This is a genomic window from Marinobacter mangrovi (genome assembly GCF_016798325.1).
In the GTDB taxonomy this organism is placed as follows: domain Bacteria; phylum Pseudomonadota; class Gammaproteobacteria; order Pseudomonadales; family Oleiphilaceae; genus Marinobacter_A; species Marinobacter_A mangrovi.
The window spans coordinates 103,964-124,306 of the sequence record NZ_JAERVO010000008.1 but is presented as its reverse complement, the minus strand read 5'-3'; the positions used below and the strand labels follow the sequence as shown (position 1 = coordinate 124,306).

19 protein-coding genes are annotated in these 20,343 nt (G+C 62.5%); 11 read left to right on the top strand and 8 right to left on the bottom strand.

Annotation, left to right across the window (positions count from 1 at the left end; translation table 11 throughout):
- Positions 1 to 12: 12 nt before the first annotated feature.
- Together JL474_RS19845 and JL474_RS19840 are read left to right on the top strand one after the other, a co-directional pair.
- Positions 13 to 3,372: a pilus assembly protein gene (locus tag JL474_RS19845; RefSeq protein ID WP_203143602.1), complete on the top strand. Its 3,360-nt coding sequence runs from the start codon at positions 13 to 15 to the stop codon at positions 3,370 to 3,372.
- A complete protein-coding gene (locus tag JL474_RS19840; protein WP_203143761.1) occupies positions 3,369 to 3,797 on the top strand; it encodes a type IV pilin protein in 429 nt (142 codons plus the stop codon). The genes JL474_RS19845 and JL474_RS19840 overlap by 4 nt, the downstream gene beginning before the upstream one ends.
- Before the next feature lie 13 nt (positions 3,798 to 3,810).
- Here the strand turns inward: JL474_RS19840 and JL474_RS19835 are convergent, their stop codons facing one another.
- Positions 3,811 to 4,248: a hypothetical protein gene (locus JL474_RS19835; protein ID WP_123636421.1), complete on the bottom strand. Its 438-nt coding sequence runs from the start codon at positions 4,246 to 4,248 to the stop codon at positions 3,811 to 3,813.
- Between the two features lie 128 nt (positions 4,249 to 4,376).
- Between JL474_RS19835 and JL474_RS19830 the strand changes: the two genes are divergently transcribed.
- From JL474_RS19830 to JL474_RS19810, 5 genes are all read left to right on the top strand, one after another.
- A complete protein-coding gene (locus JL474_RS19830; protein ID WP_123636420.1) occupies positions 4,377 to 5,057 on the top strand; it encodes a DUF1722 domain-containing protein in 681 nt (226 codons plus the stop codon).
- A gap of 10 nt (positions 5,058 to 5,067) precedes the next feature.
- A complete protein-coding gene (locus JL474_RS19825) occupies positions 5,068 to 5,853 on the top strand; it encodes an alpha/beta fold hydrolase (protein ID WP_203143599.1) in 786 nt (261 codons plus the stop codon).
- A gap of 66 nt (positions 5,854 to 5,919) precedes the next feature.
- Positions 5,920 to 7,011 (top strand): SMP-30/gluconolactonase/LRE family protein, encoded by a 1,092-nt coding sequence (locus tag JL474_RS19820; RefSeq protein ID WP_203143597.1) that lies wholly within the window; start codon positions 5,920 to 5,922, stop codon positions 7,009 to 7,011.
- Between the two features lie 47 nt (positions 7,012 to 7,058).
- Positions 7,059 to 7,466, top strand: coding sequence for an acyl-CoA thioesterase (locus tag JL474_RS19815; protein WP_203143759.1), 408 nt, complete (start codon positions 7,059 to 7,061; stop codon positions 7,464 to 7,466).
- A gap of 112 nt (positions 7,467 to 7,578) precedes the next feature.
- Complete coding sequence (locus JL474_RS19810; RefSeq protein ID WP_203143595.1) at positions 7,579 to 8,532, top strand: NADP-dependent oxidoreductase; 954 nt, start codon at positions 7,579 to 7,581, stop codon at positions 8,530 to 8,532.
- Between the two features lie 19 nt (positions 8,533 to 8,551).
- On the opposite strand, the gene JL474_RS19805 is transcribed toward JL474_RS19810, so the two are convergent.
- Positions 8,552 to 10,405, bottom strand: coding sequence for a cation:proton antiporter (locus JL474_RS19805; protein ID WP_203143593.1), 1,854 nt, complete (start codon positions 10,403 to 10,405; stop codon positions 8,552 to 8,554).
- A gap of 90 nt (positions 10,406 to 10,495) precedes the next feature.
- Positions 10,496 to 11,320 (bottom strand): tRNA cyclic N6-threonylcarbamoyladenosine(37) synthase TcdA, encoded by an 825-nt coding sequence (gene tcdA / locus JL474_RS19800; RefSeq protein ID WP_203143591.1) that lies wholly within the window; start codon positions 11,318 to 11,320, stop codon positions 10,496 to 10,498.
- Between the two features lie 365 nt (positions 11,321 to 11,685).
- On the opposite strand from tcdA, the gene JL474_RS19795 reads away from it, so the two are divergent.
- Complete coding sequence (locus JL474_RS19795; RefSeq protein ID WP_203143589.1) at positions 11,686 to 12,399, top strand: SDR family oxidoreductase; 714 nt, start codon at positions 11,686 to 11,688, stop codon at positions 12,397 to 12,399.
- A 70-nt stretch (positions 12,400 to 12,469) separates the two neighbouring features.
- Here JL474_RS19795 and JL474_RS19790 read toward each other — a convergent pair whose 3' ends face one another.
- Both JL474_RS19790 and JL474_RS19785 read right to left on the bottom strand, forming a co-directional pair.
- Positions 12,470 to 13,105 (bottom strand): ChrR family anti-sigma-E factor, encoded by a 636-nt coding sequence (locus tag JL474_RS19790; protein WP_203143588.1) that lies wholly within the window; start codon positions 13,103 to 13,105, stop codon positions 12,470 to 12,472.
- Positions 13,102 to 13,749 carry a sigma-70 family RNA polymerase sigma factor gene (locus JL474_RS19785; protein WP_123636616.1) on the bottom strand — a complete coding sequence of 216 codons (648 nt, stop codon included), beginning with the start codon at positions 13,747 to 13,749 and terminating at the stop codon, positions 13,102 to 13,104. Before JL474_RS19785 ends, JL474_RS19790 begins: the two co-directional genes overlap by 4 nt.
- Positions 13,750 to 13,938: 189 nt before the next feature.
- Between JL474_RS19785 and JL474_RS19780 the strand changes: the two genes are divergently transcribed.
- On the top strand, positions 13,939 to 14,988 hold the full coding sequence (locus tag JL474_RS19780) for an AraC family transcriptional regulator (protein ID WP_203143586.1): 1,050 nt from the start codon (positions 13,939 to 13,941) through the stop codon (positions 14,986 to 14,988).
- Here JL474_RS19780 and speA read toward each other — a convergent pair.
- Positions 14,973 to 16,874, bottom strand: coding sequence for a biosynthetic arginine decarboxylase (gene speA / locus JL474_RS19775; RefSeq protein WP_203143583.1), 1,902 nt, complete (start codon positions 16,872 to 16,874; stop codon positions 14,973 to 14,975). The two genes, JL474_RS19780 and speA, sit on opposite strands and share 16 nt — an antisense overlap.
- A gap of 169 nt (positions 16,875 to 17,043) precedes the next feature.
- On the opposite strand from speA, the gene speE reads away from it, so the two are divergent.
- On the top strand, positions 17,044 to 17,904 hold the full coding sequence (gene speE / locus JL474_RS19770) for a polyamine aminopropyltransferase (protein ID WP_123636613.1): 861 nt from the start codon (positions 17,044 to 17,046) through the stop codon (positions 17,902 to 17,904).
- 231 nt (positions 17,905 to 18,135) lie between these two features.
- The gene (locus JL474_RS19765; protein ID WP_123636612.1) at positions 18,136 to 18,336 is read left to right on the top strand and encodes a DUF6316 family protein; all 201 of its coding nucleotides are present in this window, start codon (positions 18,136 to 18,138) and stop codon (positions 18,334 to 18,336) included.
- Between the two features lie 84 nt (positions 18,337 to 18,420).
- Here JL474_RS19765 and JL474_RS19760 read toward each other — a convergent pair whose 3' ends face one another.
- A complete protein-coding gene (locus tag JL474_RS19760) occupies positions 18,421 to 19,689 on the bottom strand; it encodes an ammonium transporter (RefSeq protein ID WP_203143572.1) in 1,269 nt (422 codons plus the stop codon).
- A 76-nt stretch (positions 19,690 to 19,765) separates the two neighbouring features.
- Positions 19,766 to 20,104: a P-II family nitrogen regulator gene (glnK, locus tag JL474_RS19755; RefSeq protein WP_004578958.1), complete on the bottom strand. Its 339-nt coding sequence runs from the start codon at positions 20,102 to 20,104 to the stop codon at positions 19,766 to 19,768.
- Positions 20,105 to 20,343: the final 239 nt, after the last annotated feature.

Below are 20,343 nucleotides of genomic sequence, written 5' to 3'. Positions count from 1 at the left end.
GGGCAGGCAGCAATGGAAAACCGAGGGTTCCGAAATGGATGGCGCTGGACGTGTCTGGTGGCCTTGCTCGGGCTGGCCGTGGGAGCCGGTCGCCCCGTCCTGGCTGATGACATCACCATCGACGACCAACCGGTGCTGGTCAGCGATCCGCTTGCGCCCAATATCGTGTTCATTCTGGATGACTCCGGCTCCATGCTGCAGGACGCCATGCCTGAGGACACCAACTGCAGCTCGGCCTACAACGACAGTTCCAAGGTGGTCAATCCGAGCACGGGGCAGCTTAATTCCAGCGCGTCGGCGGCCTGCCAGTCGCCGGACTACAACGTGCTCTACTACAACCCGGATTCCACCTACACAGCGCCGGTGGACGCGGACGGCAACAGCCTCGGCGATGCCGATTTCTCGGCGGCCCTGATTGACGGCTATTACGCCTACGAAGATTCCGGTTCCAGCGCATCCACGTCCACCGACGCCGACGATTCCACGATCGACCTGAATGAGTGGTACTCCGAGTCCAATTGCTCATCCTCGGGAGGCGGTCCGGGAGGCGGTCCAGGAGGCGGTCCGGGTGGCAGTAACGGTTCTTGTGATACCACCACCTACTCGTTCTTTTACTACGTCTATGACGCGAGCAACAGCGGTTGTTCCGGCGATACCTCGGACGACGACTGCTACGACCAGGTCTTTGTGGATACCGACGACGAAGACGAAATGCAGAACGTCGCCAACTGGTACAGCTATTACCGGACCCGGCTGATGACGGTGAAGGCCGGGATCAGCATCGCCTTCCAGAAGATGGGTGACGACTATCGCCTGGGCTACGGCCGGATCAACAACGACAGCACCATCAGCAGCGGTGTCGAGACTTTCGCCTCCAGCAAGGCCACCTTCTACAGTTGGCTCTTCGGACAAACGTCCGGCTACAGCTACGGCACACCCTTGCGCCGGGCACTGGGAGCGGCGGGCGAGTACTACATGACCAGCGCGCCATACTATTCCGAACCGGACGACGCCAGCAGCGGCACGCTGTCCTGTCGGCAGAACTTCACCATCCTGACCACCGACGGCTACTGGAACGGCGATACCGCCACCAATGCCTCGGCCACGGCCGAGAACGACGCCAGTGACGGCCCGACCAATACCAATTCCGACGGCGACAGCTACACCTACGACGCCGTGTCGCCGTTCCTGTTCCAGGCCACAGACAACCTCGCCGACATCGCGATGTATTACTGGAAGTACGACCTGATGACGTCCCTGGAAAACGACGTGCCCACCTCCGATGACGACCCGGCCTTCTGGCAACATATGGTCACGCTGGGCATTGGTCTGGGCGTGGAAGGCAACGTGGATCCGGACGAGGCGTTCGATGCCATCGATACCGGTGCCAGCATTTCCTGGACCTCCACCGATTCCAATGCGGGTAAGATAGACGATCTGTTGCACGCCAGTGTCAATAGCCGCGGTGGCTTTTATTCGGCCCAGAACCCGACGGAATTCGCCGAAGGGCTGAAGTCCGCTTTGGCCACCATCCAGTCCCGGACCGGCTCGGGGACTGCGCTGACCACCAACAGCTCCACGCTCACCGAAGACACCCGGATCTACAAGGCCAGCTACAAATCCGGTGACTGGAGCGGTTACCTGTCCGCCTGGACCCTGGACGACGACGGCAACACCGACGCCAAAGCGTGGTCGGCCACCATCCCCGACGAAACGGAACGGCAAATCTATACCGCGGTGGATTCCGGGGACGGTCTGGAGGGCGTGGAACTGGTCTGGGACAATCTGGACAGCGACATGCAGGACGCCATCGGCGACAGCGATGTGCTGGCGTATCTGCGCGGAGATACCAGTAACGAGCTGATCAACAATGGCACCTATCGCACCCGTGACAATACCCTGCTGGGGGACATCGTCCATTCGTCGCCCCTGTATGTAGGGCCACCGGATGAAGACAAGTATGAGTCCACCGGTTGGGATGAAGCGGATTCCCACGTCACGTTTGCTCAGAATCACGCTGACCGCACCCCAGTGGTCTACATCGGCGCGAACGACGGCATGGTACACGCCTTCAACGCCGACACCGGCGAGGAAATCTTTGCCTACATGCCGCATGCGGCGGTGATCAACGGCGTCAGTGACCTTAGTGATGCGGACTACAACGAGAACCACCAATACTTCATGGACGGCACTTTGGTGTCTGCGGACGTGTACATCAACGACGCCTGGCACACGGTGTTGATCGGTTCCCTGGGGCGGGGCGGCAAGGCGCTGTTCTGCCTGGACGTGACCGATCCGGATAATTTCGACGCCGACGACGTGTTGTGGGAAGTGGACGACGACACCCTGGGCTATTCCCTCGGCGCCCCGGTCATCGCCAAACTGGAAGACGGCAACTGGACCGCCGTGGCCGGCAATGGGTACAACAGCGCCGATGCCACCGCCCAACTGCTGCTGATCAACATCGCCGATGGCGAACTGAGTGCGATCGATACCGAGACCGGCAGCACCGATGCTCCCAACGGCTTGGCGGGTCCCCTGGTCTGGGACAGTGACGAAACCGCCAATGCCCTGTCGGACGTGGCCTATGCCGGTGATTTCCAGGGCAATGTCTGGCAATTCGACCTGACCGACACCACGGCCACGCCCACCCTGATCTACACGGCCACGGACGATAACGGCAACGCGCAGCCCATCACCGCCGATATGACCGGCGCCTACAGCGACGATGAAGAGCTCTGGCTATTTTTCGGGACCGGCAAGTACCTCTCCACCGACGACATCAGTAACGACGAGAATGCGCTGATCCAGAGCTGGTACGGCATCAAACCGGAGGACGGGCTGATCGAGTCCCGGGACGAACTGACCGAACGCAGCATCGAGTCGGAGAGCACCACCGGTAGCTACAGCGTGCGTTACGTGTCGACCGCGACCGACGGCGATATGGACGGACAGCGCGGCTGGTACATGGACCTGGCCATCGACGGCGATGCCGAAGGCGAACGCATGGTGTTGCAGAATACCCTGGCCGACGGCGTGCTGATTGGCACCACGCTGATTCCCACGGCGGACGCCTGCAACCCCGCCGGCGACGGCTACGTCATGTCGATCGACCCTTACACCGGCGCGGCCCTGGACGAGGCATACTACGACATCAACGGTGACGGCACGGTGGATGAGAACGATCTGGTCGACGGCAAGGTGGCCTCCGGGCTGTCGACCGACAGCACGCCCAGTACGCCGACCCTGATCGACGACACCCTGAAGTGGCAGGACGAATCCACATCCGACAACAGCATCACCGTTGCCAACTCCGGCTCCAGCGACGCCGGTAACAAACGCATATCCTGGGGAGAGGTGATCGAGGAATGAACAGCAGACGCCAGCAGGCCGGCTTTACGTTGATGTCGGTGCTGATTACCGTGGTGATCGACGGCATCCTGTCGGCGATTGCCATCCCCAGTTACCAGCGTTACGTGATCAAGTCGCGGCGTATCCAGGCGGAGTCCTGCCTGGTGCAATATGCCCAGTACATGGAACGTTTCCGCTCCGCCCAGATGCGTTATGACCAGGACAGCAGCGGCACGGCCAACACCCTGCCGGATATTGATTGCACGACCGAAAGCGGCCTGGACAGCTACTACGCCTTCGATTTTGCCAAGGACTCACTGGCGCGCCGGACTTTCACCCTGGAAGCCGATCCGCAGGGGGCACAGACCCAGGACGATTGCGGCACCCTGACTCTGACCGAAGCCGGCGTTGAGGGGGCCGATGAGGATGTGGATCAATGCTGGTGAACGTCGCGACCGATTAACCCGCAAGCCCGGTAATGCTGTCCAGCGGCTGAGAGCGTAGCCACTGTTTTTCGCTGCGTTCCAGAATGCCTTCCATGCGGCCCAGCCGGGCACGCAGCGCAGCGGCGCCGAACCGACGGCTGGCGGCGACATCGAAAGCCAGTCCGACACGGGCCTGGTTTCCCTCCAAGGCCACATTGACCACGTCGGCGAACACACGGCTGGCCACCAGATTCTCGCCAGCCATAGCCAGCTCGATCAGCAACTCGACCTGATCGCCTTCCCTGAATGTGTCCGCTGCCGCGGTGACAGCGACGCCTTCCCGTGTAAAATCGTGGCCCTGAATAGGGCGATAGCGGGCAAGCAGGCGCTTGCGCGGTCGCCAGGCCAGATTCAGTTCCGTTGCCGGTAGCCGGCGAAAGCGGCGCCTGTCGCGGGGACTGATTCGTCTCATAGCTTGGGTGTACTCCGGTTGTCGGTGAGGGCATCGGGCCTGAATGCATTATGGTCCATTCTGGCCGTTCCGTTCTGTGACTGGAGCGGCCAAACTGACGGGATCCAGCGACGCAAAGGTGAGCGGTAATGGAAAAAAACAGGGTGTTCGATCTGGATGCCGGGTTTCTCGACGACGACTTGCTGGCGGCGCAGATGCGCCTGCTGGTGGGGCTCGTCAGTACCGACCGCGGCCGCAGCGCCGGTGATCGGCTGCCGGCAAACTGGTTGGGGCACGAGGATGCCCTGACCCTGCGTCTGAACCAGTTGATGGGCGAGATGACGTTGCGCGGCCAGGCCGTGCCCGGGCAGGTGGCGGTGACCGGCGAGGCCATTATCTGGCCACCGCTGGATGCCGCGTCGCTGGCCGGGGAAATCCGCTACATCACGGCCCGGGCCGAAGCCGGCCAGCGTGGCCGGATCCGCATGCCGCGCAACGATCACGAACTCTGGGCCACCTACAAGTACAGCCTGCTGGCCCGCAACCGGCAGGCCTACGAAAGCTTCGGCCGACGCGTGGCCGCGCGCTCGGCACCGCTCGAGACCCTGTGGCTGGCCCTGGTCAACGCGTCCCGGGTGGCGCCACCGGAGGGCGGTATCCGCAACGCCCTGCAGCACATGTGGGGCTACGTTTCCGACCATTCCAGCATGAGTCCGCAGATGGACGACCTGGATGCCCTGGCCGCGGACGTGCAGCAACTGGCCCTGCAACATGAGGTATCCTACCTGCTCAATTCGACGGCGCTGGGTGAACTCCGCGCCTGGCTATAAGGAGGCTGACTTGAGCCTGGATTTGCACCACCGCGTGACGGGTGAGGGCGAGCCCCTGATCGTCCTGCACGGTCTTTTCGGATCCCTGGAAAACCTCGGCGGCGTGTCACAGCGCCTGACGGACAGCTGCCAGATTCACGCCCTCGACCTGCGTAACCACGGTCGCTCGCCGCACACCGATGCCATGGGGTATCCGGCCATGGCCGACGATGTCCTGCGCTATATGGACAAGGCCCATCTGGAACAGGCTTCGGTGTTGGGGCATTCCATGGGCGGCAAAACGGCGATGGAGCTGGCCCTGGCCCACGCCGACCGGGTTGACCGCCTGATCGTGGCGGACATCGCGCCGGTGGCCTATCCGCCACACCACGACGACATCATCGAAGGTCTGACCCGTCTCGACCTGGCCCGGGTGACTTCCCGCGGACAGGCCGATAAAGCATTGGCGGAGTATGTGCCGGTGACGCCCGTACGGCAGTTCCTGCTGAAAAACCTGGTGCGTGACGGGGATGGCGGGTTTGCCTGGCGTCTGAACCTGGACGCCATCCAGGCGCATTACGAGGACATCGCCGCCGGACCGACCGCCGAAGGGCCTTTCGATGGCCCGACCCTGTTCATCAAGGGCGGAGACTCCGACTACATTGGTGAGGGACAACGTGAAGCGTTCGACCGGTATTTCCCCAAAGCGTCCCTGCGCATCATTCCCGGCACCGGCCACTGGCTGCATGCGGAAAAGCCGGATCTGTTCGCCAACCTGTGCCGACGCTTCCTGGACGGTGAGTTTGACCCCAACTGATCGGTAGCGCCGGCGCAGCGTCTGCTAGGGTTTAAAGGCCGGATAGTCCAATAACAAGGAGCTTTCATGCGCTGGGTGTATGCAATCTGTGTGGTCCTGTTCCTGCTGATCGGCGGCTTTCTGCTGACGCCGTCACCGGTCGATAGCCGGGCCTGGACGCCGCCGCCGTCTCCCGGACTGTCCGGCCGCACCGCACACAATGAATTGCTGAAGCAGGCGGAACTGATCGCCCAGGGCCAGGTCTACGGGCCGGAAGACGTGGCTGTGGACAAAACCGGGCGCGTCTACGGCGGCACCCAGGATGGCAAGGTGGTGCGGATCTGGCCGGACGGTCGCGTGGAAGCCTGGGCCCGCACCGGAGGGCGTCCGCTGGGGCTGGCGTTCGACCGCAACGGCAACCTGATTGTGGCGGACGCTTACAAGGGGCTGCTCTCGATCACGCCGGACGGGGTGATTCGTACATTGTCCAGGGAAGCGGAGGGGCTGCCCTTCAAGTTCACCGACGACGTGGATATCGGGCCGGACGGGATGATCTACTTCACCGACGCCAGTTCCCGCTTCGACCAGTCCGAATACCGGCTGGACTTGCTGGAGATGCAGCCCCACGGGCGCCTGCTGCGCTATAACCCGGCCACCCGCAAGACCGATGTGCTGTTGCGCAACCTCCATTTTGCTAATGGCGTGGCGGTGGCCAAAGACGGTAGTTTCCTGTTAGTTAACGAAACCTGGAAATACCGCATCCTCAAATACTGGCTGACCGGCCGCAAGGCGGGCACCGCCGAAGTGTTTGCCGATAATCTGCCGGGCTTCCCGGACGGCGTAGCAGCGGACAGCCAGGGGCGCTTCTGGGTCGCGCTGCCGACGCCGCGGAATCCGACGGTGGACTGGATGCAGCCGCACCCCTGGATCAAGGAGCAGGTAGCCAAGCTGCCCGACAGCCTGCAGCCGCCGGTGCAGGAATATGGCCTGGTCATGGCATTTGACGCCGACGGCAAGCTGCTGGCCAGCCTGCACGACACCACTGGCCATCATCTGCAGGAGATCACTTCGGTGGAGCCGCACCTGGGGATGCTGTATTTCGGAACCCTGCACAACGATCGCATCGGACGGCTGCCCATCAGCAGTATTCCGGCTCTGAACAAGGAGACATCGCCGTGAGTGACGTGCCCGACCTTATCGAATGGGATCTCCCGGACCCGTTTATCATGCCCATCGTGGTCCAGCCTGAAGACGTCGATCGTCTTGGCCATGCCAACAACGTGGTCTATGTACGCTGGCTCGAAGACGTGAGCTGGGCCCATATCGAAAGCCTGGGCATGACCTGGGAACGGCATGAGGCGACGGGCCGCGCCATGGCCATCACCCGCACGGAAATCGATTACCTGGCCGCTGCCAACGAGGGCGATCACCTCTTGCTGGGCACCTGGCTGGTCGATTTTGACGGCCGCTTCCGCTCGGCGCGCCGTTTCCAGTTGGTGCGCCAATCCGATGGCAAATCGCTGGTGCGGGCCAAGTCCAGCCACGCCTGTGTGGATCTCAAGACCCAGCGCCCGGCCCGGGTGCCCAAGGAATACGGCGACATCCTCGGGCATGCCGTGGTGACTACCGAATAAACCGGATTCTGCTACGCTTGCTGAAAAGCAGGTGTCCGCCCGCCTGGAAACCGGCCGTCCCGCAGCAATCTGCGGGTCCGGCGTTTCCCAACGCCGCATGGGAGAAACCAGTATGCGTCGCATAGTCTATGAGCGCTTCGGGGAAGCCGATGAACTGAAGCTGGTGGAGGCCGAGCATCCGGTCCCGGCGGCCGGCGAGGTCTGTATCCGGGTCGCCGGTGCAGGCCTCAATCCCATCGACTGGAAAACCCGCAAGGGACTGGGTTTTGCCGCCCAGCAGATCCAGGATCATCTGCCCTGGACGCCCGGCTATGATGTGGCCGGTACCGTCACCGATGTCGGGGACGACGTGCATACGTTGTCTGCCGGCGATCGCGTGATGGGCATGATCGGTTTTCCCGGCGGGGGCGGTGGTTATGCCGAATACGCCCTGGCCCGGGCTGATGAGTTGATCGTCGTGCCGGAAGAGATGGATCTGATCGAAGCCGGCGGCCTGCCACTGGCGGCGTTGACCGCCTGGCAGGGGCTGTTTGAAGTGGGGCAGTTACAACCGGATCACAAGGTGCTGATCCACGCCGGCGCTGGCGGTGTCGGCCATCTGGCGATCCAGTTTGCCCGTGCCCGCGGCGCCCACGTGATCGCCACGGCGTCCGCCAGCAATGCCGATTTCCTGGCGACACTGGGGGCGGACGAGGTGATCGACTACAACCGGGACGACTTTGTCGACGCCTGCTACGGTCTGGACCTGATCTACGACCTGGTGGGCGGCGATACCGGCAAGCGCTCGCTGCATTGCCTGGCCGACCATGGAGTACTCGTCACCGTGCCGACGGTGACGGCGGACAGCATCATTACCGAAGCCGAAAACATGGGGCTCAAGGCCCATGGCATGACCGTGCGGCCTGATATCTTCCACCTGGAGGAGATTGCCGAGCTGATTGAAGACGGTGACGTTCGCCTGCACGTGGACGAGATCTTCCCGCTGGCCCGTGCCGCCGATGCCCACCGGCGGCTGGAGACCGGGCACGTCAGGGGCAAGTTGGTGCTGGACTGCCAGGCCCGTTAACACGACCCGGCTGTCCTCGTCAGGCCGTTGCGGTTGCGCCGACCGGTTCCGGGCCGGCGTCCTTCTCCTTGCGCTCCTTGGGTGGCTGCGGCGGCACCAGGCTCAGGAGCATCCACCCCTTGTCCAGCTTCAGGTTCGACTGTGAGGTGACGGCCTGGATTCGCTCACGCGGGTCGATCACGAACAGCAGCAGGGCCTGGTTCTCGTACTGGGCCTGAAAGTCCTCGTAGCTGAACGCATCGCTCAACTGGGTGGTTTTCACCGTATAGCCCTTGCTCACCAGGCTGGCCAGCTTGGCATAGCTGACGTCGCCGAACAGGCCGCGGGTCTGCTGGATCTTCTCGGCAGTCTGGTGGCGTGCTTTCTGATCCTGGTCGCCTTCCGACAGGCTGTAGACACTGCCGTTACCGAACCAGTCCAGGAAGTGGTAGGTCGCCAGCGAATTAAGCTGCTTGTAGGGCGAGATCACCAGCAGATTGCCGATGCCGGTCAGGTCCAGGTGGGTCGAGGCGTGCTCGGACACCGGGTTGCCGAAGTAGACGTTGAGGTTGTCCATGCGCGCCTGGCGCACGTTCTCCCAGTTGGTGTCGGTCAGTACCACCGGCACCTCGACTTTCTGCAGCGCCTGGCCGATCTGGCGGGCGACGCTGTTGGCGCCGAGGATCAGGAAGCCGTAATCCGCAGGTTCCGCCACTTTCAGCAGTCGGGCCACCGGGCGGGCCGTCAGGCTTTGCAGGGTCACCGTCGCGATGATCAGGATGAACACCAGGGGCACCAGCACGCCGGCACTTTCGTAGCCGAGTTTCTGCAGCTGGAACGCAAACAGCGCGGAGACCGCCGCGGCGACGATCCCGCGCGGCGCGATCCAGCTGAGAAACAGCTTTTCCCGCCAATTGAGGGTGGTGCCTATGGCGGACAGGAATATGCTGATGGGCCGGGCGACGAACATCAGGACCGCCAGGACCGTCACCAGGGGCCAGCCCAGATCGGCAATGGCGGTGAACTCGACGCGCGCGGCCAGGATGATGAACAGGGCTGAAATCAGCAGGACGCTCAGGGATTCCTTGAATTCCAGGATGCTCTCGATGGGCACCTGTTTCATGTTCGCCATCCAGATGCCCATGACAGTGACCGTCAACAGGCCGGACTCGTGGGCCATCTCATTGGAGAAGGCGTAAATGCCCAGCATGAAAGTCAGTGTGCCGGCGTTGTGCAGGTATTGGGGCAGCAGGTGCTTGCGCAGCGCCACGCCGGTCAGCCAGCCGGCAATGCCCCCCAGCACGATGCCGATGACAATGGTCTTGCCGAAGATATACAGCGAGTGCTCGAAGACGTTGCCCTGGCCCCAGGAGACGATCCCCTCGAACACCAGAACCGCCAGCAGCGCCCCCACCGGATCGATGATGATGCCTTCCCAGCGCAGGATATTGGCCAGCTTGGCGGCGGGTTTGACCGAGCGCAGCAGTGGGGCGACCACCGTGGGGCCGGTGACGATGCAGATGGCACCGAACAGTAGGGCCACTTCCCAGGAAATGTTGAGCGCCCAGTGAGCCGCCAGGGTGCCGACCGTGCAGGTCACGATCGATCCGATGGGCACCAGGTTGCGCACCATGCGGCCGTGGCCCTTGATCTCCTGGTACCTCAGCGTCAGGCTGCCCTCGAACAGGATCACGGCCACCGCCAGGGACACCAGCGGAAACAGCAGGTCACCAAACAGTTGTTGGGGTTCCAGCCAGTGCAGAAGCGGGCCGGCGGCAATCCCGCCGGCGAGCAGGAACAGGATCGCCGGCATGCGCACTCGCCATGCCAGCCACTGGCAGAACAGGGAAAGGACACCGATGCTCGCGAGCAGGAGAACAACGTTCGCAGACATAGACAGGGCTAATCATCCATTCCGGTGGAAACGGCCACGTCCAGGTGACGGGCATGTGTATTGATGAGGCCTGAAACTGGCCGTCACCGTTTAGCTGAGAGCGACATCCTGCTGTTGTTCCGGCTCCAGCCGCACCTTCCGTGCCAGTCGATTCAGCAGGCGCGATGCCGCCACGAAACCGAAGGTCGCCGTGACCGGGCTGGCGGCGCCAAAGCCGGAGGCGCAATCCAGCCGGACCGGGCCGCTGGTGTCCGGCTTCTGCAGGCAGACTTCGCCGTCTCCGGCAGGATAGGTCAGCTGCTCCAGCGAGTACACCGCTTCGATGCCAAATCGACGCTTGGGATTGCGGGAAAAGTGGTATTCCCGGCGCAGCAGGTTGCGCACTTTGGCCAGCAATGGGTCCTGGGTGGTGCGCGACAGGTCGCTGACCTGGATCTGGGTCGGGTCCATCTGGCCACCGGCGCCGCCGGCACACACCAGTGGGATCTTGCGCCGCTTACAGTGGGCAATCAGGGCGGCCTTGGCCTTGACGCTGTCGATCGCATCCACCACGCCGTCGAGACCATCGTCCAGCAGCTCGGTCACGTTCTTCGGGGTCAGGAAACCGAAGTGGACGTTGACCTGAAGCTGGGGATTGATGGCGCGCAATCGATCGGCCATGACGTCGGTCTTGGTGCGCCCATATTCGCCGGCCAGGGCATGCAGCTGGCGGTTGGTGTTAGACACGCAGACGTCGTCCATGTCGATCAGCGTGAGCTGGCCGATGCCGCTGCGGGCCAGCGCTTCGGCCGCCCAGGACCCCACGCCGCCCAGACCCACGATGGCCATGTGGGCGTCACGGAACGCCTGCAGGGCCCGCCGGCCGTAGAGCCGTTCGATGCCGCCAAAACGGAAGCTGAAATCGTCTGCGTTCATGCGCTCTCCCGGGGAACCTCATCTGTCGGGATGACTGGAGCGCGAATTGTACCTGAGCTGGGCGACGACGGCATTGACTGGGGATGCGTGAAAACCGGAACCGTGGCGGGATAACGAGGGGATCAGCGGCGCCATAAAAAAAGCCACGCCATAGGGCGTGGCTGGACAAGCAAGATGGCTTACCCCGAAGGGAACAAGCCGGACTAGTTCAGAGACACTAATCAACGGGTTCTATTCTCCAGATACCGCGCCAGGGAAGAAGGTCAAAAGCTGACAAGTATCGGTCATTTTCGGACAGGGTGCCTGAAGTCCGCGCAACGTTGCCGGGCGTAATGATGGGGAGAGCCCTGAAGACGGAGAATCCCATGCCGCATATTGTCGTCGCCGGCGCCACCGGTGGCATCGGTCGCGCCTTGATCCAACAGTTGCTGGAGCGCCCGGACACCATCGTCACCGGCCTCTGTCGTCGCCCTGATGCGGCCGCGGATTGGGCGAACCAATACGGCGACGCCCTGTCGCTGTTGCCCTGGGATGCGCTCGACCCGGCGCCCGAACTGGCGTTGCAGGAGGATATCGATGGGGTGATCTATGCGACGGGCCGTCTGCACGGCGAAGGCATCCAGCCGGAGAAGCGGCTGGAGGACCTGGATGCCGGGGCACTGGCAACCGCCTTCCAGATCAACGCCTCGGCGTTTGTGCTGCTGGTTCAGGCGTTGTTGCCCTGGCTGCGTCACAAGCGTCTCAAACGCATCATGGCCGTATCCGCCAAGGTGGGGTCCATCGGCGACAACGGTTTTGGTGGCTGGTACGGCTACCGGGCCTCGAAGGCCGCCCTCAACATGCTGACACGGAACCTGTCCATCGAGCTGCCACGGCGCATCCGGCCGGTCACCTGCGTGGCCGTCCATCCCGGCACCACCCGCACGCGGTTGAGCGAACCGTTCCAGCAGTCCCTGGCGCAATTGCAGGTGCATGAGCCGCACGATACGGCGACCAACCTGCTGACGATCTACGATGGCCTGGATACGGAGCACAACGGCCAGTTCTTCAGCTGGGACGGATCGTCATTGCCGTGGTAGGACAGGGTGGGGGCCTGGCTCGCCCACAAAAAAAGCCCCGGCAGGCCGGGGCGAGTGAGAACAAGATCGGCTATCGGATAAACGGATTGAGTAAACGGGTGAAGGTGCCGGTCAGCTTCAGCGGCGCGCTGAGCACGGACAGGGTGATGCAGTCGTCGCCTTCCAGCGCCACCGGCCGGTGTTCGTCGTGCTCGTCCAGCACCACGAAATCCCACTGGTTGAACACGCCCTTGTGGTCGGTGAACGCGCCTTGCAGTACGATCGTCGTTTCCAGGCCGCGGTGGGTGTGTGCCGGGGCCTTGCCGCCCGCCGCCAGTTTCTGCAGCACAACTTTCTCCGGCTGGCCCGGGAACAGATGGCTGATGTCCAGCACGCTGACATCGGCCAGCTGCCGCTTCCAGGGCAGGAGATTCAGGTCTTCGCCCAGCAGCCGTTGCAACGGGTTGCCGCGTGGTGCCGGCTTGGGCTGGGGTTCCGGTGTGCCGGCATCGATGCGTGACATCAGTCGGTCGAACGCATCGTCAGCCACGCCCGCTCCGGGCTGCTCGTCCATCAGGACGGCGCCCAGGCTGTCCAGGGTATCCACGCGACTGCGACAGTGCGGACACTCGTCCAGATGGAGACGAATACACAGCGCGTGGGGATCGCTCAGGTTCCCGGCGCTGAATTCCATCAGGCTGTGACTGTCAGGATGGTGCTGGGTCATGCGTTCTGGTCCTGCAGAATAACTTTGAGCTTGTTGAGCGCCAGCCGGACGCGGCTCTTGACCGTGCCCAGCGGGATGTTCAATTCATCGGCCACGATCTGGTGGGACTTGTTTTCCATATACACCTTGGCGATCACCGTGATCTGTTCTTCCGGCAGGTGCTTGAGGGAGTCCCGGATGCGGCGTTCCGACATCAGTCGGTGCAGGGAGGTGACAGGCTCGTTCTCGTCGTCACCGGGAATCTGCCACAGATCCTCCGTGTCGACGGTCATTTCCGCGCGGGAGCGCTGCATCTTGCGCAGCATGTCGATGCGCTGGTTCCGGGCGATGGTAAAAATCCAGGTGGAGGCAGCGGCCTTGCGCCAGTCGTAAAGACAGGAACGGCGCCAGATGGACACGAACACTTCCTGCACCAGCTCTTCGGCCTGGCCAGCCAGGCCGTTTGCCATGGCGTAGTACTTGATCTGCGGCGCGAAGTGTTGGAACAGGGCCCGATAGGCTTCCCGGTCCTGCTGTTTGCCGACTTTGTCCAGCAGCTGGCTCCAGGGGTCTTTTCGGCCCTCTGTTCGGTTGGAGCCGGGATTCGGCGTGGACACGTTGCGATCCCCTGTGGTGGCTGTCTTTGCACGAGTTGATGTCATCATTCTAAGTGCTCGCCATCGGTTTGTCAGTCCAGCGGATTTACGCCGGTCGGTTTGGGCCGGATCACCCGGCGAGCAAAAAAAACTGAAAATGACCCAACCGTCAGCGCCGGTCCGTCGATGGGGTAATTGTGGCAAGGCGCATCGGCCTTTAACCTGCCGGTCACCCACGTCTCATGAGCACTGACGCCGATGAGTGATGCCCTCGACCTGCACAGCCCCGCGATCCGCGCGCACTACGTGGAAATTCTGGGCCAGCTTCTGGAAGAGGAAGGTGGCAAGCGGGATGCCGTGTTTGCCGCCGCGGGTCTGTCCGCCGATCGATTGGCCCATCCGGACACGCTGCTGACAGTGGCGGAATTCGTCGCGGTCTGCCGCGAGGCGTTGCAGCAGAGCGACGATCCCGCGCTTGGGCTGGCGTTCGGCCAGCGGCTCAAATTCACCACCCACGGCTCCCTGTCCCAGGCGGCCATCAGTTGCGCCACCATCGACGAGGCGCTGCGGACACTGGCCAAGTATTTCTCGATCCGTTTCGCGTACATCGATCTGACGTTCTTTGTGGAGGGGCGCGAGGCGGTGATCCAGCTGACCATGCGCCACGACTTTGACGATCTTTACCGCTTCAATGTTGAGGCGGTGCTGGCGGCGCTGATGGATGTCAATCAGTTGCTGTTCGGCAAACAGCTCATGTACGGCGGCTCCTGCCGGTTGGCGTATCCAGCGCCGGAGCCGGCACACCGGGCCCGCTACGCGGCCCTGTTCGGCGATGCGGCCCATTTTGGCCAGCCGGCCAACCAACTGCGCTTTCAGGCCGACATGCTGGGATTGCCCATGGCACTGCACAATCCGGTGGCCCGGCGTCTGGCTGAAGCGGAATGCGAGGCGGAGCTGGTCCGACTGGCGCAGCATCAGGGGGTCTCGGGACGGGTTCGTAGCGTGTTGGAAAGCGTCACCAGCGAGCCCCTGCCGGGACTGGATGCGGTGGCAGAACGGTTGCACGTCTCGCCCCGGACACTGCGCCGGCAGCTCAAGCGGGAAGGCACCGGTTTCCAGACCCTGCTGGATGAAGTCCGTACTGTCCGCGCGCGCTGGCTGTTGACCCGCACGTCCCAGTCGGTAGAGGTGATCGCCTGGCAACTGGGCTACAGCGACCCGTCCAATTTCGGCCGGGCCTTCCGCAAGTGGGAGCACTGTTCGCCGTCGGCCTACCGGACCGAAGCCCGCGGTCAGTCCTCCAGGTAGGTATAGCCTTCCAGGCCCTGCTCCAGTTCCGCCAGCAGGGCCTCGCTTTCCTGGTCGGGCAGCTTGGCCGCTTCGAACTTGCTCCGGTAGGCCTGGCGCAGCGCGTCCGGGTCGAAGTTCACATAGCGCAGGATCTTGGACACGGTATCGCCCTCGACAAGATGCCGGATCCGGTAACTGCCGTCGTCGCCACGGCTGACGTCGACGGAGTTGGTGTCGCCGAACAGGTTGTGCATGTCGCCCAGTATTTCCTGGTAGGCCCCGGTCATGAAGAACCCCATCAGCATCGGCTCGCCGGGCTTGGCCTCCGGTAGGGGCAGGGTGGTTTCCACGCCCTGGCCGTCCACGTAGCGGTCGATCCGGCCGTCGGAATCACAGGTGATGTCCTGCACCACGGCGCGGCGATTGATCGGCTGGTTCAGCCCGCTGATGGGCAGTACCGGGAAGATCTGGTCGATGCCCCAGACGTCCGGCAGCGACTGGAACAGGGAGAAGTTGATGAACAGTTTCTCGGCCAGCTTCTCGTTCAACTCGTCGATGATCTCACGGTGGGCTCGGTTGCCGGCTTCGAGCCGGGCGCGCAGGGCGCGGCAACAGGCGGTATAGAGCTGTTCCGCCTCGGCCCGGTGGGGCAGCGACAGCAGGCCGTGGGCAAACAGGGCGTGCACGTCGCTGATGGCGTGCATCACGTCGTGGTAGATTTCGACCCGGGATCGGTTCGGGTCACGATCCTGCAGGCTGTTGTAGTCGCGCCAGAGGTCGTGCAGCGGGCCGGGAGCGTCGCTGGCCGGCGCGTTCGGCGTTGGATTGGCCGGCGCCTCTTCATCGATCACGTTGGTGATCAGCACCGCGTGGTGGGCGGTCATGGCCCGGCCGGATTCGCTGATCAGGTTCGGGTGCGGGATGCCGACCCGATCGCATTCGGTCTGCAGGGTGTGGATCACGTTGTAGGCGTATTCGCCCATGCTGTAGTTGATCGAGCAGCTGCTGCGCGAGCGGGTGCCTTCGTAGTCCACGCCCAGGCCGCCGCCGATATCCACCGTTTCGATGGGCGCGCCGAGGTCGCGCAGTTCACTGTAGAATCGGGCGCATTCCTTCAGGCCGGTCTGGATATCGCGGATGTTCGCGATCTGGGAGCCGAGATGGAAATGAAGCAGCTGCAGCGAGTCCAGCGCATTGGCGGCCTTCAGGCGTTCGACGGTCTCCAGCACCTGACTGGCGGACAGGCCGAACTTGGACTTTTCCCCGCCGGTGTTCTGCCAATTGCCCTTGCCGATGGTCGCCAGCCGGGCGCGCACGCCGATCAGCGGTTTTACCGACAGGGCCTTGGCTTCCTCCAGGATCTCGGGCAGCTCCGACTGCTTCTCCACCACGATAAAGACGGTGTGGCCCAGCTTCTGGCCGATCAGCGCCAGGCGGATGTACTCGCGATCCTTATAGCCGTTGCAGACGATGACCGAGCCCGGCTTGCGGGATAGCGCCAGGACGGCCATCAATTCCGGCTTGCTGCCGGCTTCCAGGCCGATCTGGCCGTTGCTGGCGGCGGGCTCGGCCCGGGTCAGCGCCTCGACAACGTGGCGTTGCTGGTTCACCTTGATGGGGTAAACGGCGGTGTACTGGCCCTGATACCCTTTGTCCCGGGCCGTCCGGTTGAAGGCGTCGCAGAGGCTGTTGACGCGGTCATGCAGGATATCGCCGAAGCGCACCAGGACCGGCAGCTGAACCTGCTTGTCCAGCAGTTCCCGGGTCAGCTGCGGCAGGTTGATGGACGCTCCGCTTTGGCCCCGGTCCGGTCGGATCAGCACGTCACCGGCCGAGTCGATATCGATGTAACCTTCGCCCCAGTGGGCAATGTTGTAGACCTTGTGCGCGTTGCTGTCTGTCATGGCCGAATCCGTCCTGTCTTTGAGGCGCCATTGTAAAGAAAGCAGGCGCTTAGCGGGAAGCGCCGTAAGATGTCGACTTCGGCAAATACCTGTATTTTTGTGCTTTGGCGCAGGACAATGACTCTCTACAATCGCGGCTTTCGACCCACAGGGCAGGAGGAATGAAACAATGTCAGCACTGAACGATGGCTGGTTCACCGAGGTTTTCCAGGACCAGGGCACGGCGTTCTCTCTACAGGTGAAGCAGAAGCTGCACGAAGAGCAGACGCCCTACCAGAAACTGGAAATCTATGAGACCGCGACCTTCGGCAACCTGATGGTGCTGGACGGCTGCGTGATGCTGACCAGCCGCGACAATTTCCTCTACCACGAGATGATGACGCACCCGGCCCTGTTTACCCACCGTGCGCCGCGCAAGGTCGTGGTGGTGGGCGGTGGTGACTGCGGCACCCTGCGCGAGGTGCTCAAACATCCGGACGTGGAAGAGGCCTGGCAGGTGGAGATCGACGAGCGGGTGACCCGCATGTCGGAGAAATATTTCCCGGAGCTGTGCGAGTCCAACGAGGACCCGCGCGCCAACTTCTTTTTCGGCGACGGCATCCAGTGGATCCGCGACGCCGATCCGGACAGCATCGACCTGATCATCATCGACAGCACCGATCCGGTGGGTCCGGCCGAAGGCCTGTTCGCGCTGGATTTCTACCGGGACTGCATGCTGGCCCTGCGTGAGGGCGGCATCATCGTGCAACAGAGCGAATCCCCGCTGCTGCACGCGGACACCATCATCAAGGACATCCACACCGACATGCACAAGGCCGGTCTGGATCACGTGGTGACGCTGCCGTTCCCGCAGCCGGTTTATCCCACGGGCTGGTGGAGCTGCACCATGGCCAGCAAGGAGAACCCGCTGCACTACTTCCGTGAGGAAGACGCCGCCGAGCGCCCGTTCGTGACGCGCTACTACAACGAGGACATCCACAAGGGCGCCCTGGCCCAGCCGCAGTTCATGCGGGATATCTTCGAGGATTGATTGGTCCGATAGCCGGTCCCGCCCCGGGGCCGGTCTTGATGCCTATCCGCTATAACGCCCTTTTAGCTGTTTCCAAATCAGTCTTTCCCGTCGCTGCTGATCTCCTACGCTTAGTGTGAAGTCGTTCAGAAAGCTCGCATCCCCGGAATGCTGTTGGCCGGATCGCCCGATCCCCAGTGTGGCCGGGTATGCCCGTCGGCACAGTGATTTCGCTTATGTCAGGGGGGCAAGATGGTGGTAAGACAGGGAGAAACGGAAAAGAACTGGTTTCGCACCGAACGGTTCAGTTATGTGAATGGCGCCTGGTATTTCGAAACCCGCGAAGGCACGTTCCAGGGGCCTTTCGAGAATGCCCTCGAAGCGGAACTGGAACTCAACTTTTACCTGCAGCAAACACTCAGCCAGTCGATCCGGGCCGGTACCAGCTATTAGAGCTTGCGTGCTTCAGGATTCCGGATGTGGCAACGAAAAAAGGCGCCCCGAGGGGCGCCTTTCTGCTTTGGACCGAAGCGTCGCCTACTTGGTGCTGACGAACTCCGGATAGGCTTCCATACCGCACTCGGACAGATCCACGCCCTCGTACTCTTCTTCCTCGGAAACCCGCAGGCCCATGACCGCCTTGAGGATACCCCAGACAATCAGGCTCACCACGAAGACCCAGATGAAGATGGTCAGGGCGCCGATGATCTGGCCGCTCAGGCTGACGTCGCCGTTGGTGGCCGGGACCAGCAGCAGGCCCAGCAGACCGCAGACGCCGTGGACGGAGATGGCGCCGACCGGATCGTCGATGCGCAGCTTGTCCAGGGTGACGATGCTGAAGACCACCAGGACACCGCCGAGGGCGCCGAACAGGGTGGCTGCCAGAGCGCTCGGAGTGGACGGCTCGGCGGTGATGACCACCAGGCCAGCCAGGGCGCCGTTCAGCAGCATGGTCAGGTCCGCTTTACCGAACATCAGACGCGCGGTGATCAGGGCTGCGATACCGCCACCGGCGGCCGCCGCGTTGGTGTTCAGAAAGACCATGGCCACAGAGTGGGCGCTGGCGATGTCGCCCAGCTTCAGGACGGAACCGCCGTTGAAGCCGAACCAGCCCATCCACAGGATGAAGGTCCCCAGTGTGGCCATCGGCAGGTTGGCACCCGGGAAGGCGCGGATTTCGCCGTTCGGGCCGTACTTGCCTTTACGGGCACCCAGCAGCAGGACGCCGGCCAGAGCTGCGGCCGCACCGGCCATGTGAACGATGCCGGAACCGGCGAAGTCACTGAAGCCCAGGTCGCCCAGGGTGTACATGCCGAAGACAGACGCGCCGCCCCAGGTCCAGGAACCTTCCATCGGGTAGATGAATCCGGTCATGACGACGGCGAAGATCAGGAACGTCCAGAGCTTCATGCGCTCGGCCACGGCACCGGAAACGATGGACATGGCGGTCGCCACGAAGACCACCTGGAAGAAGAAGTCGGAAGCGCCGGAGTAGATGGAGCCACCCTCGAAGCCGCCATCGCGGTTCGCGAAGTCGTTGAGGATGCTGGGAACGTCGATGGTGCCCATGCCGGACAGGAAGACGTTGCCGCCATACATGATGGCGTAACCGCACACCATGTACATGGTGCAGGCCACGGCGTAGAGCGCGACGTTCTTGGTCAGGATTTCAGTGGTGTTCTTGGCACGGACCAGTCCGGATTCCAGCATGGCGAAGCCCGCTGCCATCCACATGACGAATGCGCCCATGACAAGAAAATAAAACGTATCTATAGCGTACTGTAATTCGAAAACATTGTTTTCCATGTGAAGCCCTCCGCACAAGGCTCTTCAGGGATGAATGGGGTAATTGCGTTGGCGTTGTTATCGGATTCCGTCAGCCTTAAACGGCTTCTTCCCCGGTCTCACCGGTCCGGATCCGGATGGCCTGCTCCAGTTCGGTCACGAAGATCTTGCCGTCGCCGATCTTGCCGGTGTTGGCTGCCTTGGTGATCGACTCGATGACCTGGTCGAGCAGGTTGTCGCCGATTGCCACTTCCACCTTGACCTTGGGAAGGAAGTCCACCACGTATTCCGCACCCCGGTAGAGCTCGGTGTGCCCCTTCTGCCGCCCGAAGCCTTTGACTTCGGTGACGGTCACGCCTTGAACGCCAATCTCGGATAATGCCTCGCGGACATCGTCCAGCTTGAAAGGCTTGATGATCGCTGTCACAAGTTTCATTGCTGTCTCCTTGGTAATGCCGTCTCAAACTTTTTCGTTTGGTGGATTCTCTGAAAACACCGGACTCGCGTCGGGCTTCCAGGGGCTCCTTTTGTTTGAGCTCGGGATGCTGCCGCCTCGCACACAGTGTGTGCGGATTGCGTACGAGGCTTTAAGCATCGGGTGTGCCAACGCAAAAATTACCCTTTAAAACAGTGAATTACTTGAGCCTGGCCCTCATTTGGGTCACGCGCTTGCCT

Excerpts from the sequence above, each read along its gene's own strand:
- JL474_RS19845 (WP_203143602.1), top strand. The coding sequence starts at position 13 with ATGGAAAACCGAGGGTTCCGAAATGGATGGCGCTGGACGTGTCTGGTG.
- JL474_RS19840 (WP_203143761.1), top strand. The coding sequence starts at position 3,369 with ATGAACAGCAGACGCCAGCAGGCCGGCTTTACGTTGATGTCGGTGCTG.
- JL474_RS19835 (WP_123636421.1), bottom strand. The coding sequence starts at position 4,248 with ATGAGACGAATCAGTCCCCGCGACAGGCGCCGCTTTCGCCGGCTACCG.
- JL474_RS19830 (WP_123636420.1), top strand. The coding sequence starts at position 4,377 with ATGGAAAAAAACAGGGTGTTCGATCTGGATGCCGGGTTTCTCGACGAC.
- JL474_RS19820 (WP_203143597.1), top strand. The coding sequence starts at position 5,920 with ATGCGCTGGGTGTATGCAATCTGTGTGGTCCTGTTCCTGCTGATCGGC.
- JL474_RS19815 (WP_203143759.1), top strand. The coding sequence starts at position 7,059 with ATGCCCATCGTGGTCCAGCCTGAAGACGTCGATCGTCTTGGCCATGCC.
- JL474_RS19810 (WP_203143595.1), top strand. The coding sequence starts at position 7,579 with ATGCGTCGCATAGTCTATGAGCGCTTCGGGGAAGCCGATGAACTGAAG.
- JL474_RS19805 (WP_203143593.1), bottom strand. The coding sequence starts at position 10,405 with ATGTCTGCGAACGTTGTTCTCCTGCTCGCGAGCATCGGTGTCCTTTCC.
- tcdA (WP_203143591.1), bottom strand. The coding sequence starts at position 11,320 with ATGAACGCAGACGATTTCAGCTTCCGTTTTGGCGGCATCGAACGGCTC.
- JL474_RS19795 (WP_203143589.1), top strand. The coding sequence starts at position 11,686 with ATGCCGCATATTGTCGTCGCCGGCGCCACCGGTGGCATCGGTCGCGCC.
- JL474_RS19790 (WP_203143588.1), bottom strand. The coding sequence starts at position 13,105 with ATGACCCAGCACCATCCTGACAGTCACAGCCTGATGGAATTCAGCGCC.
- JL474_RS19785 (WP_123636616.1), bottom strand. The coding sequence starts at position 13,749 with ATGATGACATCAACTCGTGCAAAGACAGCCACCACAGGGGATCGCAAC.
- JL474_RS19780 (WP_203143586.1), top strand. The coding sequence starts at position 13,939 with ATGAGTGATGCCCTCGACCTGCACAGCCCCGCGATCCGCGCGCACTAC.
- speA (WP_203143583.1), bottom strand. The coding sequence starts at position 16,874 with ATGACAGACAGCAACGCGCACAAGGTCTACAACATTGCCCACTGGGGC.
- speE (WP_123636613.1), top strand. The coding sequence starts at position 17,044 with ATGTCAGCACTGAACGATGGCTGGTTCACCGAGGTTTTCCAGGACCAG.
- JL474_RS19765 (WP_123636612.1), top strand. The coding sequence starts at position 18,136 with ATGGTGGTAAGACAGGGAGAAACGGAAAAGAACTGGTTTCGCACCGAA.
- JL474_RS19760 (WP_203143572.1), bottom strand. The coding sequence starts at position 19,689 with ATGGAAAACAATGTTTTCGAATTACAGTACGCTATAGATACGTTTTAT.
- glnK (WP_004578958.1), bottom strand. The coding sequence starts at position 20,104 with ATGAAACTTGTGACAGCGATCATCAAGCCTTTCAAGCTGGACGATGTC.